At 68.3% G+C, this 15,299-nt stretch carries 13 protein-coding genes and 1 pseudogene; 9 read left to right on the top strand and 5 right to left on the bottom strand.

Annotated elements, in window-relative coordinates; all coding sequences use genetic code 11:
- Window positions 1-13: 13 nt before the first annotated feature.
- A complete protein-coding gene (locus tag H4Q84_RS20025) occupies window positions 14-2,812 on the bottom strand; it encodes a hypothetical protein (RefSeq protein WP_248580833.1) in 2,799 nt (932 codons plus the stop codon).
- 154 nt (window positions 2,813-2,966) lie between these two features.
- Between H4Q84_RS20025 and H4Q84_RS20030 the strand changes: the two genes are divergently transcribed.
- Window positions 2,967-4,376 (top strand): IS1380 family transposase, encoded by a 1,410-nt coding sequence (locus H4Q84_RS20030; RefSeq protein ID WP_248579429.1) that lies wholly within the window; start codon window positions 2,967-2,969, stop codon window positions 4,374-4,376.
- Between the two features lie 209 nt (window positions 4,377-4,585).
- Here the strand turns inward: H4Q84_RS20030 and H4Q84_RS23250 are convergent, their stop codons facing one another.
- Both H4Q84_RS23250 and H4Q84_RS20035 read right to left on the bottom strand, forming a co-directional pair.
- A complete protein-coding gene (locus tag H4Q84_RS23250; protein WP_282580275.1) occupies window positions 4,586-4,711 on the bottom strand; it encodes a hypothetical protein in 126 nt (41 codons plus the stop codon).
- Window positions 4,712-4,960: 249 nt separating this feature from the next.
- Window positions 4,961-5,179, bottom strand: coding sequence for a hypothetical protein (locus H4Q84_RS20035; protein ID WP_248580834.1), 219 nt, complete (start codon window positions 5,177-5,179; stop codon window positions 4,961-4,963).
- Between the two features lie 309 nt (window positions 5,180-5,488).
- Between H4Q84_RS20035 and H4Q84_RS20040 the strand changes: the two genes are divergently transcribed.
- Window positions 5,489-5,971, top strand: coding sequence for a hypothetical protein (locus H4Q84_RS20040; RefSeq protein WP_248580835.1), 483 nt, complete (start codon window positions 5,489-5,491; stop codon window positions 5,969-5,971).
- A 405-nt stretch (window positions 5,972-6,376) separates the two neighbouring features.
- Here H4Q84_RS20040 and H4Q84_RS20045 read toward each other — a convergent pair whose 3' ends face one another.
- Window positions 6,377-6,604 carry a hypothetical protein gene (locus tag H4Q84_RS20045; RefSeq protein WP_248580836.1) on the bottom strand — a complete coding sequence of 76 codons (228 nt, stop codon included), beginning with the start codon at window positions 6,602-6,604 and terminating at the stop codon, window positions 6,377-6,379.
- 467 nt (window positions 6,605-7,071) lie between these two features.
- On the opposite strand from H4Q84_RS20045, the pseudogene H4Q84_RS20050 reads away from it, so the two are divergent.
- Window positions 7,072-8,354 (top strand): annotated as a pseudogene (locus H4Q84_RS20050) (IS3 family transposase).
- A 185-nt stretch (window positions 8,355-8,539) separates the two neighbouring features.
- On the opposite strand, the gene H4Q84_RS20055 reads toward H4Q84_RS20050, so the two are convergent.
- On the bottom strand, window positions 8,540-8,686 hold the full coding sequence (locus H4Q84_RS20055) for a hypothetical protein (protein WP_248580837.1): 147 nt from the start codon (window positions 8,684-8,686) through the stop codon (window positions 8,540-8,542).
- Between the two features lie 328 nt (window positions 8,687-9,014).
- On the opposite strand from H4Q84_RS20055, the gene H4Q84_RS20060 reads away from it, so the two are divergent.
- Genes H4Q84_RS20060 through H4Q84_RS20085 form a run of 6 tightly spaced genes read left to right on the top strand, consistent with a single transcriptional unit; the run spans window position 9,015 to window position 15,281 of the window.
- Window positions 9,015-9,854 carry a hypothetical protein gene (locus H4Q84_RS20060; protein WP_248580838.1) on the top strand — a complete coding sequence of 280 codons (840 nt, stop codon included), beginning with the start codon at window positions 9,015-9,017 and terminating at the stop codon, window positions 9,852-9,854.
- Window positions 9,844-10,116, top strand: coding sequence for a hypothetical protein (locus tag H4Q84_RS20065; protein ID WP_248580839.1), 273 nt, complete (start codon window positions 9,844-9,846; stop codon window positions 10,114-10,116). Before H4Q84_RS20060 ends, H4Q84_RS20065 begins: the two co-directional genes overlap by 11 nt.
- Window positions 10,113-10,958, top strand: coding sequence for a hypothetical protein (locus H4Q84_RS20070; protein ID WP_248580840.1), 846 nt, complete (start codon window positions 10,113-10,115; stop codon window positions 10,956-10,958). The genes H4Q84_RS20065 and H4Q84_RS20070 overlap by 4 nt, the downstream gene beginning before the upstream one ends.
- 38 nt (window positions 10,959-10,996) lie before the next feature.
- Window positions 10,997-11,293, top strand: coding sequence for a hypothetical protein (locus H4Q84_RS20075; RefSeq protein ID WP_248580841.1), 297 nt, complete (start codon window positions 10,997-10,999; stop codon window positions 11,291-11,293).
- Between the two features lie 16 nt (window positions 11,294-11,309).
- Entirely contained in the window at window positions 11,310-13,724 is a 2,415-nt protein-coding gene (locus H4Q84_RS20080) for a type IV secretion system protein (protein WP_248580842.1), read from the top strand.
- 45 nt (window positions 13,725-13,769) lie between these two features.
- Entirely contained in the window at window positions 13,770-15,281 is a 1,512-nt protein-coding gene (locus tag H4Q84_RS20085) for an SCO6880 family protein (protein ID WP_248580843.1), read from the top strand.
- Window positions 15,282-15,299 lie beyond the last annotated feature (18 nt).

Genomic DNA, 15,299 nt, shown 5'->3' on the forward strand with positions numbered 1-15,299 from the left:
AGGTTGGCTGCGGTCACGTAGGGATCTTGTGCGAACGAGGAGACGCGTGCGAGCGCTTGGCACGTTGTAAACGGCACGGGTGCGGTTGCCGTGGAGGTCCACATGCCGTCGACGGCGCTCGCGTCGACTGGCGGGAGCCCCCGCTTGATACCCAGGACCGGACGAGCTCGACCGCGTCCCACGACTCGTCGCCGTCGGGAGAGGTGAGCTCGGGCGTCGTCCGGACGTTGAGTCCGCGGAGCTCGGCCAACCGCGCCGGGTCCACGGGCCGCAGCCGGTGCAGGGCCTGGACCAGGTCGAGCGGCCCGACTGGTCGGCCCTCGCACGCCATGAGGCGCGCGAGCAGGTCGTCGAAGTCGAGGGTGAAGTCGGCCCAGGTCGGCGCGGCGAGGACGACGTCGTTGTGCTCGATGTTCAGGAGTCCCTCAAGCAGTCGGAGCCGGGCGATCGCCTCCAGCTCGTCCGGCGCCTGAAACACGGCGAGCAGGGGCTGGGCGTCGACCCGCGGGTTGCCGGTCGGTCGCCCGAGCGGCGAGTCCGCGGCCAGCAGTTCGGCGACCCGCGGCACCTGGCGGAGGACGTCGTGGTCGGCGCGGGCGATGTCGAAGTCCTGGTAGCGGACGCTGTGCCGCCACACCTCGACGTGGTGAAGCTGCTCGTGGTCCTGGTAAGGGAACTCGCTCCTGACGGCCTGCGTGGACACCGAGCGCCACGCCGTCCGCCAATAGTCGTCAACGGTAAAGTCGGAGGCCGCCCACTGCTGGACCGCCTTGCGGCCGCCGGTGAACTCGTGCGGGTAGCCCTGACCGGCCGCCTTCGTCACCGGCCGGCGCATCTCGCGGCGTACGGCTTCGGAGCCGTGCGACGCTGCAGCCGTGATCACGGCGAGCTCGAGGAGCTCGTCGTCCGGGGCCGGCACCGGGACGAAGTAGGCCTGTCGTTCGTTGACCCGCGCTTCTGAGAAGCACTGCACGTGGGTGCCGATCGCCACGTAGCTTGGGTCGGCGACCATCGCCCGCAGGTGCGCGAGGTCGCGAGCCCGGGCGACGCGGTCGTCCTCGAGGCGGACGTCCTCAGGCAGGGGGCTCAGGACCGGGTCGGTCCAGAGTCCCCGGGCTTCCCGTGGCGTCGTCGACGCCCGGCCCGCATGGAGGTCCGCCAGCCAGGCGTCGCGGTCCTCGGCGCGTGCGAGGGCGACACCGAGTCGCCGCGCTTCCTCCTGCGCGCTCGTCCGTCCGTTCGCCGCGGCCAGTGCGCGGATGTTCGCCGGCAGCTCGATCGACACATCGGGCGGGATCTCGACGGCGTACTGCGCCAGCATGCGCAAGAACAGGTGCAGCCCGGCCGGCTTGCGTCCGACACCTGCGCCGGTGTCCGCGACAGCCAGCGCGACTGGGTACGTGTCGCGGAACCCGCCGGCGAGGAATACGTCGATGAAGGCGTCGACTGTGCGGGCCACCATCAGCTGCCCGTCTGTCATGCGCTTCTGCAGGTTGGCGAGCAGCGGGGCACGCCAGTCCTGGCCGGCGGCCATCGCAGTCAGCAGGTTGTATGTGGCCCGCTGCAGCTGTTCGGGGTACTCGTTGGATCTCTTCGCGAGTGCCTTGCCCCAGGTGATGTTGAGGTCGAGCCAGTGCGGCCAGTTCTTGTCGGGCGCGATCGGCGTCGGCCGCAGGTCCCACAGCCCGAGGGGTTCGGCGACGGCGGGCTGTGAAGGCGAGGCGGCACCGCGTCGCTCGAGCGCTCGCGTGACCGCCGCGGCGAAGCGGACGTCATCGTCGGCAGCGAGCAGCTCCAACGCCTCGATTACACCGTCACCGCCGACCCTTGCCTCCAGCGCCTCGTCGTCGAGCGCCTTGAGCAGGGTCGTCCTGTGCACTTTCTCGCGGCCGGCCACCAGCATCGTGAGGTCGCGCAGCTCCTCCGGACCAGACACCAGCTCCAGCACCAGCGGGAACACCATCTTCAGCACGGAGGACTTGGTCGTCGCTAGCACGCCCAGCATGTAGTCGAACCCACCCGGCACCTCCTCGGCCCTCAAGCCCAGCACCTGGAGCGTCTCGGCCATCACGGCCTGAGCGGACGGACGGTGCTGGGTCGTCAGCGCGGTTAGCACCACCTCGAGCAACCGGGAGCGGTCGAGCACCCCGAGCTCCACACCACGGCACATCACCTCTGGAAGCCACCCCCAGCTGGCGCAGTGGTCGGAGTTCAGCAGGTGGTAGGCGAGGTCGGGAAGCAGAGGGTCCGCATTGAGCCACTCGGCGGCATCAGGTTCGGGCTTCGGCCAGCCGTGGAACGTGATCGGTGCTCCGTCGGTCCACACCTCGAGGAACGCCTCGCCGGATGGGCAAGCGAGGCCGTGATGCGCGACGACGGTTCGGATCACGTCACCCGCCCCGCCGCTCTTCGACGCTTGGTCGACGTAGGCCTGGGCCCACGCGCGGTCCTTTTCCCACAGGGCGTAGATGAGCTCGCTGCGGTCGTCGACCAGACCCCACCACCTGGCTTGCACGCGGTCCGCTGCCATCACCGGTCCACACAGTTCGACTGCGGCGAGCGCGAGGATCAGGTGCGCCCGGTAGCGACGCTTCGACGCAGACTCGTACGCGTCTTTGTCGTGCGGTTGGCCCGGCGCAGGCTGTTCGTACCCGAAGGTGGAGTTGTCGATGAGGTCCGCCCACGGTTTGGGTGACTCGAACGCAGCCTTCGCCTCGCGACGCTCGTCCCCGTGCAGATCGCGAAGGACTTCCCAGCCCGCGGTAACGTCACCCGTCTCGAGCGCTGGCGTCAGTCGATCCTTGAGCCCCATCCGTTCACCCCGTGTGCGTCGCTACTGCTCAGCCTCGATCCACCGATGAGCTTGAGGTTGTGAGCGCGTCGTGAAGTGAGAATGCCCTTACGTGCTGGGAAAATCGGACTTCTTCAGGGTCCCAATTCTCACCAAGACGAAGGGCATCTCGTAGATGCAACTTTGCCACACGCCCCGTGCCACGTCGGCAGTGTTCGATGATCCCAATCTCGTGTCGTCGGCCGGGCTGGTCCCGGTCCTCGCGCTGGCCCGATCCGCGGGACTCCAGGAACTGGCCCAAGCCCACCTCACTGTGCCGACCGACAAGGGCGCGAACGCGGGGTTGAAGGTGTCCTCGCTGGTCGCCGGGATGGTCGCCGGCGCGGACAGCATCGATGACATGGCGCTGCTCCGTCACGGCGGGATGGGCCGGGTGTTCACGAACGCCTACGCGCCCTCGACGCTGGGTTCGTTCCTGCGCACGTTCAGCTTCGGCCACGTCCGCCAGCTCGACGCTGTCGCCTCGAGGTTCTTGGCCGGGCTGGCCGAGCAGGCACCGCTGATCGTGACCTCACCTGACACCAGCGAGCGGGTGATGATCGACATCGACGACACCATCGTCGAGGTCCACGGGCACGCCAAGCAGGGCTCTGGCTACGGCTACTCCGGCGTGCGTGGGCTCAACGCGCTGCTCGCTGTCGTGTCCACGAGCCAGTCCGCGCCGGTGATCGTGGCCCACCGGCTCCGGAAGGGATCATGTGGTTCACCGCGGGGCGCGAAACGCCTGGTCGCCGACGCGTTGAAGACCACCAGCAAACTGCCCGCCAAGTCCGATCTGCGCCCGATGCTGCGAGCCGACTCCGCGTTCTACGGCGCCGAGGTGGTCAACGCGGCGTTGCGCGGTGGCGCCGACATCTCGGTCACCGTGCGAATGGATCCCAAGGTCAAGGCGGCGATCGCCACCATCGGTGACGATGCCTGGACCACCATCGAGTACACCGACGCCGTCTTCGATGAACCCACCAACACGTGGGTCTCCCGCGCCGAGGTCGCCGAGATTCCGTTCACCGCGTTCACTTCCAAGAAGAAAGCCGACCAAGTCACCGGACGGCTCGTGGTCCGCCGGATCCCCGACCTCAACACGTCCGCCAAGAATGGTCAGGAGACGTTGTTCGACACCTGGCGCTTCCACGCCTTCTTCACCACCACAGACCCGGCCGTGGCCGGCACGGTGGCCGCGGACAAGACCCACCGCGGCCACGCGATCATCGAACAGGTCCACTCCGACCTCAAGGGCTCCGCCCTCGCGCATCTGCCATCGGGAAAGTTCGCAGCGAACGCCGCCTGGCTCGTGCTGGCCGTCATAGCGTTCAACCTGACCAGAGCAGCCGCGACCATCACCGGCCCGGGACTCGCCAAGGCCACCACCGCGACCATCCGCCGCAAGCTGATCGCCGTGCCCGCCCGGGTCGCGTCCTCGGCACGAAGAGTGACGCTGCACCTCCCGACCGGATGGCCCTGTGAGACAGCCTGGAGCGAACTGTTCAACCGGGCCTGCGGACCAACACCGGCACCGACGACCTGACCACCCCCAGCCGACACCGGCACAACGACCAACCCGGAACAACCTGGCAGCGAGGCCAGACGGTCGGCCACGCCCACACACTCGAAGACCCCGCCTCAGCGACCGCGGACGCTCAGCCCCTGCCCATCGGTGGATCGAGGCTCAGTGCTGGGACAAGTGTGGGGGCCATCGTCAGGGGCCGGGCGAGAACCGACAAAACGGACCCATGGTTACCGGGGCATCTCATGGCGCTGGTGGCTCTCTTCGCCGTGCGCGATGGTCTTCGCCGCGGTCTGCCCCTGCACCCGCTTGATGTCGAACATTGACGGGTTCAGCACCCTCCGGGTGGAGTTCATCGAGAACGGTCTGAACGGCAACGGCGGAGTCATCAGCGAAGACCAGGCCGACGTGGACGTCGGGGATGCCACGCTCGTCGGCGAGAGCACTCAGGTGCGGGTACGCCAGTGTGGATGCCTGCCGCAGCCACTCGTCACCGTCCCAACGCTTGGCTGGCAACGACATCGAGTAGGTCATGATCGGCCATTGGAGCCATTGGAGCCATTGGAGCCATTCAAGCCGACGGGGCGTCGGAGTCCGCATCATCCCTAGTCCTCTGGATGCTGCACGTCGTGCACGAGCCCCTCGGTGTACTCGACAACCGTGCGGGCATTGCGCAGCCGACGCTCCAGCGAGCCGTACGGCCGCTGCGGCTGCCCCGTGACCGGGCCAGGCAGTTCCACTATCGTGACGAGCTCGATGTCGAACTGCAGATCCGCGCTCACGTCGTAATGGGTGACGCCGCCGTCCAACGAAGGCTTAGCCACGGCGCGTCATAGTGGGCGCAAAGACGCAGGTCCCTCACGGTCCTTGCTGGCATAGCCTGAAGGACGGTCGCGAGCGGCGCTGGCTGTACTGGCACGGGGGGCACGGACCCGACCGGGTGGCCGGATGACTTCATCTGAGGCGTTTCCGGGCTGGCTGGCCGTGAGCACGGCCGCACCCATAGAGCCACGTATGCCCAGGTCAGACTGCAGTGGTTTTATTTACCGCGGTCAAGACCGCCGGTGACCCCCACGTACCTGCTCATTCATTTCGCGGCAGGTAGGGTGGGCAGACCGGGCAGGGAGACCGACATGACTCGTGATGTGGTGAGTACCTACGCGATGGCCCACCTGATGGCGGCGCACACGGGGGTGGCGATGTTCCGCGCGGCCTCGTCGCGCCACGAGGGTTCGCCGTGGGCTGCCGAACTCGTGGCCCTCACTGCGGAGATCGAGGCGGACCGCGCCAGTCTGGAACAAATAGTGCGCACCACCGGCCGCCACCCGGGGTCGGTGCCCCAACGTGCTGCGCGCTACGCGCTCGAGGGGGTGGGGCACCTCTCCCGGGTGCTGCATTGGCCGACCGAACTCGCCTCCCTGGCGGAGCTGGAAAAGCTCAGGGGTGGTGTTTCGGCCAAGGCGGTGGGTTGGGAGATCCTCCTGGCCGCGGCTACCCACGACCATCGCCTTTCCCGCGTCGACCTCGAGGAACTCCTGGAGCGAGCTCACGACCAGTCCCATCGGCTCCACACCATCCACCTGCAGATGGCGCAAGTTCTCTTCAACAGCCCGTGACCACCACGGAGGCCGGAGTGGCGACGCGCCGGTAGGCGCCGGCGCTCGGCAATACCATCCGGTCAAGAGGAGCAGGCCCAGACGGGAGAGCCAAGGCATGGCACAAGACACCGTGGTGGTGGCACAGCACGTCCGCACCCAGACGAGCAAGCTCGAACAGGCCAGCTCGGCGACCGAGTTGAGGCGGTGCCCCGTCTCGACGAGGTCACCCGTGCGGCGGATGCCGCGGCCACAGCCCTGAAGGCCCGGAAGAAGGAGCGGAAGGCGGCCCGCCGGCGGGCCCAAGGAGTTGCACCGGCAGACCCAGGACGCTCGAGGCCTCGCCGACAGCACCCAATGCGTGTCCTTCGCGGCTAAGACGCATCACGAGAAGGGCTCGGCCAGCGGCATGGCTATTGGTGGTCGCTACTTGAGGTTGATGAAGGTGCCTTCCCGCTCGAAGAGCTCGGGGTAGTGGCCGACTCGGGCGTGAATCTGCTGAGCTTCGACTCTGCGACCGTCGCGCATCTTGTAGAGCCCCCGGCGGTCGATGTGGGCAGCGAGCTCGGCTGCCAGCATCCGACGGCCCGGCGCCGTCTGCAGGACCTTGCGCATCGCCTCGTGGAGGGTCGTCCGCTCCTCGGAACTGGCCATCGCGGCACGAGACTGACCACGCACGAAGTGCCGGGTGCATCCCCGGGTGAGTGTGACAGCCTGAAGTGGCCCCACTTGGAGCCGTAGTGCTCGGGCGAAGTGGCCCCACCCTCGACCTACCAGTCCCCGTACTTTCGTGTCCGTCTGCCAAGGCGATCACGAGAGATGTTGGGGTGAGAGTGAGATCGAGAGTGGAGCAGTTCGAAAGTATCCGACGTGATGCGCGGGATCGAGAGTTGTCGATCCGGGCGCTCGCGGACAAGCACCATGTACACCGCCGCACGGTCCGGGCAGCGCTGGCTGATGCGGTCCCGCCGGTGCGGAAGCCGCCGGCACGGATGGCGCCGGTGTTGGGCCCCTATGAGGCCAAGATCCGGGGCTGGCTGGTCGGGACATAGGGCCCTGACCCTGGTTCTTGGACACGCTGAATCCAGCATCTGCTGGAGAGAGCGAGATGATCCAGAACTATGGCCAGGAAGAACTACTCCGAGGAGTTCCGTCGTCAGGCCGTCGACTTGTACGAGTCCACACGGGCGCGACGGTGCGCAGCATCGCTGAGGATCTCGGGATCCAGCGCGGCACGCTGCGGCACTGGCTCGAGATGCACGGCACTGGCCCGAGATGCACGGGACCGGCAAGAAGACTGCCACGGACGGGACCCTGATCCGGAGCCCACTCAAGCCCCCGTCAGCCGCCTTGTTGGCCCCGCCGGATGGCGTGGACGAGACGCCCGAGAAGCGGATCGCCCGGCTGGAGGCTGAGAACGCCGCGTTGAGAGCCGAGACGACGAAGCTCAACACCGAGCGGGAGATCCTTCGCCAGGCGGCCAAATATTTTGCCGGGGAGACGAACTGGTGAGCCGCTTCCAGTTCGTCGCCGACTACTCCACCACTTACGAGGTGAAGCGGCTGTGTGAGCTCGTTGAGATCGAGCGAGCGTCCTACTACGCCTGGAAGGCAGCCGCACCGGCCCGCGAAGCACGGGCGGCGGCCGACGCCGAGCTTGCCGAGCGGATCCGTGCGGTCCACAAGAAAGACAACACAGTGGGTGCACCGCGGGTCACCGCCGAACTCAACGACGGCGTCGGTGCAGGCGAGCGGGTCAACCACAAGCGGGTCGCGCGAGTGATGCGCGGCCACGGCATCGTCGGCTACCGGCGACGCCGCAAGGTCCGCACGACCGTGCCGGAGCCAGCTGATGCCAAGGTGCCCGACCTGCTCAACCGTGACTTCACCGCCCAGGCCCCGAACCAGCGTTACGTCGGGGACATCACCTACCTGCCCATCGCCGACGGCTCCAACTTGTACTTGGCGACCGTGATCGACTGCTGCTCCCGCCGCCTGGCCGGCTGGGCGATCGCGGACCACATGCGCACCGAGCTCGTCGAAGACGCCCTCAAGGCCGCAGCAGCCACACGGGGGAGCCTGGACGGCGCCGTGTTCCACAGCGATCACGGGTCGGTCTACACCTCGAAGATCTACGCCCGGCTCAGCAGTGACTTGGGCGTGACCCAGTCGATGGGCGCCGTGGGGACCAGCGCGGACAACAGCCTGGCCGAGTCGTTCAACGCGACGCTGAAGAGAGAGGTCCTCAAGACGAGAACTGCTGATCCGACGAGCTCACCTGTCGCCGCGAGGTGTTCCGGTGGCTCACGCGCTACAACACCCGCCGCCGGCACTCCTGGTGCCGCTACCAGTCCCCGATCCACTACGAGAACAACTACGCGGCTACGCTCCCGACAGCCGCGTAATCACACCCCGTGTCCAAGAACCGGGGGTAAGGCCCGCCGATGCCCGTGCCAGCGCAGGAACCAACTCACTGGGTCTGAAAGCCCGGCACGCTTGCCTAACGATCGGTACGGCAATCTCGGGTCGGGAGAGAAGCTCACAAGCGATGACCCTCCGTCACGGGGTGGTCGATTCGCCGGACGCTCGTCTAGTGGATCTCGAGCGGTGAGCGGATATCTAGCCACCCGACCGCTGCCACGCCGGGGCCGAGGGCGTGCGGCCGGTTGGCTGACATGTGGTGCTCGTCGGCAAGGGCATCAACGACGTGCCCGCGCTGGCTGGGGACGCGAGACATGCCCGGCCAGGTCTGGCTAACGCGGCCCATATTCCAGAGCCAGGCCAGCCGGCTGCGGAACCTGCCACTGCGTAGACGCAAGTCGAGCAGATTGGTCGTGAATACATGCAGGGCGCGCCGTGCAATGTTCGCTGCATCTCGACAGATCCCTGAGGGCAAGTCTTTGCCGACACGTTTTCGAGATTTTGGGGGAACGCCCTCTGACCTGCGCAAACACCTGCGCGCCCTGAGCGTTCCCCCGCCTTGCCGGGCGTTGGGGGGAACGTGAAGAGGGACGCTCGAATGGTTCCTTCTCGCCGTGGATTCGCCACGACGAGAGGAATGTGTGATGGGTGTTGCCGCGCTGTTGGATCTAGATGACGACCGGGCCGGGCTGTTGAAGTTGGCCGAGGATCGCTGGTGCGTCTGGGTCGACACGGAGCCGCGTCTCGGCGTGGTTCCGGGCGGGATGCGAGGACTGCGGCCTTGGCTGCGAGTGGCTGACTCGGCGGCCGCGGATGAGGCTCTGCTGGGGTTGGCGATGCTGGCCGCGCCAGACGGTGGTGACGATGTCGCAGCTGCTGCCGTGCTGGCCTGGGCGCTGCTGCCGGGTGCGTGTCACCTTGCCCACCGCCTGACTGTGGGGCCCCGGCGTGCGGTGGGTGGGGCGGACACATCGGTCGATGAACTGGTGGCCGCTCAGCTGTGGCTCGAGGTTCGGTCCTTTGCCTGGCGCCGGCGACGGAAGGTAGCGGCCAACCTTCTGATGGACACCCGAGCCGGGGTGCTCCTGGAACTGGGCGACTACCACCAGGTGGCCCGTGTCGACAGGTCGTGGGCACACACCACCCTCGCAGATGTCAACGAGGAGAACCGGTCGGCGACCGAACTCCCAGCGGCAGAGGAAGAGCCGCTCGAGGTGCTCCTGGAGCTCTTGGAGTGGGCGACGACCAGCCAGGTCATCAGCGAGGACGACAGGTGCTTGTTGATGTGCCTGGTCGACGAGGCCGCGCGCTCCGACGTGCAGCGATCCTCACGCGGCCGCGGCGGGTTCGCGTCCAACGACCTCTCCCGGGCGGTGGCGCCTCGGGTCGGGGTATCGGAGGCCACCGTCCGTCGACGGGCGGCGCGCAGCATGCGTGCACTGAGCGAGGCGGTCGCCGGTGGGGGTTTTCGGAATGAAGGTTGATCGCCCAGCACTCGGTCTCGCCGTAGGACCGGCGAAGGCGGTGATGGAGATGTCAGAGGTCCAGGGAGTGCGAAGCACCGAGCAGATTGCCCAGTTGTTCGAGATCGCCAGCAAGGAGGACGAGGCGATTCGTCAGCTGGGCGGGTGCGTGGCGCTGTTCGATGAGGTTCAGCGGGCCAAGGATGCCCTCAAGCGGCTCTCCCCAGCCGAGGTTCGTTCCGCACTTGAGTACCGCAGGTTGGCCTTGGGAGACCAGCCGTGAGCACCGGCACCGGCAGTCGGGAGACCAGGTCGGCGGTGTCGGTTGACGAGCTCACGAGGGCTTGGCGCGCCATCCAGGCCGGTGACTTTCGGGCAACAAGAGCTCGGCCGCCCGCCAACGCAGCGGCCTCTTCCTTCGGGCACGCGACCTGGCACCCGGCTGCGGGGGAGTGGATTCTGCCGGTGCTTGGCTGCGCCGGCGCGGTAGGGGCCACCACGGTAGCCACCGCCATCGCGGAGGCTTCGAGCAGCAGGGCGCGCATCGTGGAGTGCTGCTCGATCACCGCGTCCGGCCTGGCTGCGGCCAGCACGGCTGAGCTGGGACTCCATCCAGATGGATGGCGCCAAGGCACCCGCGGTCGAGTGCTCCTCGAACGAGTCGACGACATGTTGACCGGCGTGGACCAGGTGCCGCACCCCACGCCCACCCCGGAGGGAGTCCAGCTCACGGTTCTCGATGTGGGCTGGGACGTCACCCAGCTCTTCGCGGGCGGTTCGTGGCTGGCCGAGGCCACCCTGACAGCCGACCACACGGTGTTGGTCGCGGCAGCGACCGTGCCCAGCCTGCGGCGCCTGGAGACGACCCTGGCCCACTTCGAGGACCTCGACCGCGTCCTGGTCGCCGTCGTAGGGCCACGGCGCAAGAAGTGGCCCAAGTGCGTGGAGCACTCCGCTGGCCCTCGCACGCGTCGACTGCTCGGCGACGGAGGCGGGGTGGTGGAGATCCCGGTGGACCGAGAGCGGGCAGTCACCGGCCTCGACTCCAAGCCTCTGCCTCAGCCGCTGATCCGCGCCGCCGAACAAATCCTGTCACGCCTGGGGCATCCGACCATCACCAACTGAACACGACGACTCGAATCCAACCGAAGGAGAGCACACCTATGAACACCATGACCTCAACCGCCCTGACGATCTCGATGAAGGTCTGCCCGAAGGCGCCACCCGGCGCCCAGGCACCCGTCGATGAGATCACCGGCTACGTGCTGTGGGGAGTCATCATCCTCTTCGGCCTCGCGGTCGTGATTGGCATCGGGGCGGTCGTGGCCGGCCGGATCTTCGGCATGGCCCACGCCTCCAAGGTGGGGGTGATCAGCATCGTTGTGGTGTTCCTCGCTGCGATCGGCTACCTCGTCGCGCCCTCGATGCTCGACGGGCTCTTGGGCCAGGGCTGCGTCTGAGATGAGCAGCGCAGCCATGAACACGACCGGCTGGGGCCGGCGGCGCCTGCTGGGGATCCTCGCGGGTGCGATCGTGGCTGCCCTGGTCTTGGTCGCCGGCCTGGGTTACGCGGTCTTGCAGGTGGTGGCACCCGCGGGCAACCAAGGGCGTGACGCGGACGTACCGGGCGTGGCACGAGGAGGCGGGCTGCCGCCGAGCTCGGCTACCGGCCAAGAGCTCCGCGACGAGATCGCGGCCGCCCCGATGCTCTCGGTGCCGAAGGAGGCCATGGAGCAGTCCGAGAAGGCCACCGAGGCGGCACCGCTGTCAGTACCCTCCGGGACCCGGCTGGGGGCGGCGAACGTGCTCATGGGTTTCCCGCAGACCCCGGAGGGTGCTGCCGGTCAGCTCGCCCAGCTTGAGGTCACAGTCCTGCAGGCGATGAGCCTGGCGACTACACAGCAGGTCTACGACGCTTGGGCGATGCCTGCTGGTCCGGGCGTGGAGGGCTGGGGCCTGGCCCGAGCCGTGGGCGCGTTCCTGGACAGCACCGGGATGGTCGAGGCGAAGGACCCCTCGATCACGGTGCGAGTCCAGCCGGCTGCGCTCCTGATCAAAGGCACGGACGGGGCCGACTGGGTCACGGCGTGTGTGTTGACCCGGATCAGTGCCAGCTTCCGCGCCCAGGGGGAGGTCGCCTACGGCTACTGCGAGCGCATGCAGTGGCACGGCGGACGATGGATGATCGCGCCCGGCTCGGTGCCGGCACCGGCGCCGTCTACCTGGCCGGGGACGCAGCTGGCCATTGAGGCTGGGTGGCGCACCTGGGTGAGCGAGGGCCTCACCGCGGACGCGCCGCCGGCCGGTGACAACCTCGGTGCCGGCGCGAGGCGCGGTCCCGCTGTGGCGATCCATGTTGGGCCGGGTCACGTGCAAGCGGTCGGCGCCGGTGTCGGAGCCCGGGTCGGGCCCGGCGCTGGAGCGGCACTCGGGATTGACATCATCCCGGACCTCCCGAACCCGCTCGGTGAGCTCGGGGAAGTGATCGCCAAGGCCGCCGCACAGGGCTGGACCGAGGCCATGCTGGCGCTGTGGAACGCCGGCTTGTTCGTGCTGCGCGTCGCGCTGGTGTATACCGAGAAGTTTCTGACGCCGGACCTCGGTGAGAACGGGCCTGGCCGGGTCATCTACGAGTACGCGTTCTGGATGTCCGGCGCGCTGGTGTTGGTGATGACGCTGATCCAACTCGGCGTGGCTGCCTTCAAACGTGAGGGCAAGAGCCTTGCCCGGGCCCTGATCGGCGGCGCCCAGTTCGTGGTGGTGTGCTTCGCGTGGTTGGGCTACTGCGTCGCCTTCCTCGCCGCCTGCACGGGGTTGAACGGTGCCCTGCTGAAGGCACTTCTGGGCGTGAACACCGTGAATGAGTGGGACCCGCTCGGAGGGTTCGAGGACGAAGACGTCACCGACGCCGCTGTGGCGACCGTGCTCGGCTTGCTGGGCTGCGTGGTCTGGCTGGCTGCGCTCGGCCACATACTCATCATGTTGGCCCGCGCCGCATCGCTGATGGTGCTGGTCGCCACGGGCCCTGTGGCCGCCGCGGGTCTGGTCTCGGATGTCGGCCGCAGCTGGTTCTGGAAGAGCCTGCGCTGGTTTCACGCCGCGGCCTTCACGCCCGTGTTGATGGTGCTCGTGCTCGGGATCGGAGTTCAGTTCACCACCGGGGTGGCCGCTGGAATGAGCGACACTTCGACGAAGGCCATCGCGACCGCGCTGCCCGGCGTGATGCTGCTGTGTGTCAGCTGCGTGGCCCCGATGGCGTTGTTCAAGCTGCTTGCCTTCGTCGACCCCGGCACCCCATCGGGCTCGTCGTTCCGTCAGGGCATGGCGATGTCGGGCGGGCTGCAAGGCCTGATGTCCGGTGGCGGGTCAGGTGGCGGGTCGGAGGACGGCTCCTCCGCGGCGACGCAGGCCGATGACAGCGGACGGTCTGCCGGCGAGGGCAACGCGGAGACCTCGACCAGCGACCGGTTCGGCAAGTCCGGCCAAGGGATGTTGGCCGCGATCGGCGGCGGTGTCGGCGGGGTGATGGCTGCCGGCATGGGCATCGTGTCGACCATCGGCACCAAGGGCGCGTCCTTGCTGGGCGACGAGACGAACCAGGCCGGCGTCGGCCACCACACTTATGGGCCGGACTTCAGCAGTCTGCAGGACCGCGACAACAACTCCAACAACTCGAACAACCAGCAGCGCAGCTCCTCGGAGCCGGCCGATGACGACACCGGATCCCCACCCCCACCCCCCCGCCACCCCCGCCGCCGGGCGGCTCGCAACCGGGCGCCCCAGGGACCGGCGGCGGAGCCCCGGGCGCACCGGCCGGCGGCGCTGCGGGTGGTGCAGCCGGCGGTGCCGGGGGCGGTGCCGCGGGAGCAGCGGGAGCGGTGCCGCCGGTAGCGGTCTGAGTACGAGTCGGAACAACGAAACGAAATGGAGAAGGCGATGACCACGACGTACGCCGACTACAGCCGTGACCGGATCGGCTGGTTCTTCGGAATCTCTGGGACACAGCTGGCGTTCTTGGCCACCGGCAGCCTGCCGGTCTTCTGGGCGATCCAGCAGGGCGCCTGGCTCTCAGGGTTTCTGCTGCTGCTCATCTGGGTGGCGGTGGTGCTGGTAACGATCGTGCCCATTCACGGCCGTTCGGCCACCGGATGGATGTGCGCCGCGGTCGCGCACGCGGCCGGCGGGCTGATGGGCTGGACGGCGTTTCGGGCCAAGGCCGCCGAGGGCAAGACCGAAGACCTCGAGACCCCGGACCTGCCCGGGGTCTTGCAGGGCGTCCAGATCCACGACGGCCCGCCGCACGGTTCGGGCCTGCAGCGGGTCGCGATCATCCAGGACCACGCCAGCCGGTGCTGGGCGGTGACGGCCGCGGTCGTGCACCCCGGAATCGGGATGGAGGCAGCCGACGAGCGACGCCGCTACGGGGCAGGCCTCGCGGAGCTCATCGATGTCGCCGGGCGCACCGAGAAGATCGAGGAGATCCTGTTCATGGTCCGCACCGTCCCCGAGGACGGTGCCGAACGGGAGCTGTGGGTCCAGGCCCACACGAAGCCTTCCAGCCCGCCGCTGTCCCGGCAGATCAACGCCGACCTCGCCAACGGGCTGAGCCAGGCGTCGGTGCGTACCGAGCAGTTCATCACCCTGGTGGTGCCCGAGGCCCGCATCGCCCGGTCGGCCAAGGAGTCTGGTGGTGGCCTGGAGGGTCGGTGTCGCGAGCTGTACCTGCTGATGGGTGAGGTCGAGGCCCACCTGCGCGGTGCCATGGGGATGACGTCGGTCAGCTGGCTGACCTCACCCGAGCTCGCGTTGGCCTGCCGGACCGGGTTTGCCCCAGGTGACCGGGCCGGCATCGTTGAGGCCTTGGCGCTGCGCGAGAAGGACCCGGGTGTGAACGCAGACGTCCCGTGGGCGATGGCCGGCCCCTCGGGTGCGGACCCGGTGGTGCGGCACTACAGCCACGACGCGTGGAACTCGATCAGCGCCACCATCAAGCTGCCCGCCAAGGGTGCCGTGATGGGGGCACTGGCCCCGATTCTGACGCCGAGCGAGTCGGGGGAGCGGCGCTCGTTCATGGTCGCCTTCCCGATCGTGGCCCAGTCCAAGGCGGACCGGCAGTCAGGCAACTCCGAGTGGGCCGCCGACACCGCTGAGGCGGTGCGCGGCAGGCTCGGCATGAAGGTCCGCGCCAAGCAACGCGAGGAGACCGCCAAGGCCCGCGGGATGGACACCAAGCTGGCCCGCGGCAACTTCCTGACCCGCCCGTACGCCGTGTGCACGGTGACGGTCCCCAAGACGGCACGGGTCAGCGAGTTCGGTCGCCGCCTGGACGCCTCGGTACGACGGGCCGGGTTCGCCCCACTGCGACTCGACCTGGCCCAAGACGCCGCGTTCGCCGCCTCGGCAGTGCCCTTGGGCACCAGCCTGACCCGCAAGAGCGGCGCCCGATGAGCCCGCTCGCACGAGTGG

Source organism: Nocardioides sp. InS609-2 (genome assembly GCF_023208195.1).
In the GTDB taxonomy this organism is placed as follows: domain Bacteria; phylum Actinomycetota; class Actinomycetes; order Propionibacteriales; family Nocardioidaceae; genus Nocardioides.

Excerpts from the sequence above, each read along its gene's own strand:
- H4Q84_RS20085 (WP_248580843.1), top strand. The coding sequence starts at position 13,770 with ATGACCACGACGTACGCCGACTACAGCCGTGACCGGATCGGCTGGTTC.
- H4Q84_RS20025 (WP_248580833.1), bottom strand. The coding sequence starts at position 2,812 with ATGGGGCTCAAGGATCGACTGACGCCAGCGCTCGAGACGGGTGACGTT.
- H4Q84_RS23250 (WP_282580275.1), bottom strand. The coding sequence starts at position 4,711 with ATGAACTCCACCCGGAGGGTGCTGAACCCGTCAATGTTCGACATCAAG.
- H4Q84_RS20065 (WP_248580839.1), top strand. The coding sequence starts at position 9,844 with ATGAAGGTTGATCGCCCAGCACTCGGTCTCGCCGTAGGACCGGCGAAG.
- H4Q84_RS20055 (WP_248580837.1), bottom strand. The coding sequence starts at position 8,686 with ATGTCTCGCGTCCCCAGCCAGCGCGGGCACGTCGTTGATGCCCTTGCC.
- H4Q84_RS20030 (WP_248579429.1), top strand. The coding sequence starts at position 2,967 with ATGCAACTTTGCCACACGCCCCGTGCCACGTCGGCAGTGTTCGATGAT.
- H4Q84_RS20040 (WP_248580835.1), top strand. The coding sequence starts at position 5,489 with ATGACTCGTGATGTGGTGAGTACCTACGCGATGGCCCACCTGATGGCG.
- H4Q84_RS20045 (WP_248580836.1), bottom strand. The coding sequence starts at position 6,604 with ATGGCCAGTTCCGAGGAGCGGACGACCCTCCACGAGGCGATGCGCAAG.
- H4Q84_RS20080 (WP_248580842.1), top strand. The coding sequence starts at position 11,310 with ATGAACACGACCGGCTGGGGCCGGCGGCGCCTGCTGGGGATCCTCGCG.
- H4Q84_RS20075 (WP_248580841.1), top strand. The coding sequence starts at position 10,997 with ATGAACACCATGACCTCAACCGCCCTGACGATCTCGATGAAGGTCTGC.
- H4Q84_RS20060 (WP_248580838.1), top strand. The coding sequence starts at position 9,015 with ATGGGTGTTGCCGCGCTGTTGGATCTAGATGACGACCGGGCCGGGCTG.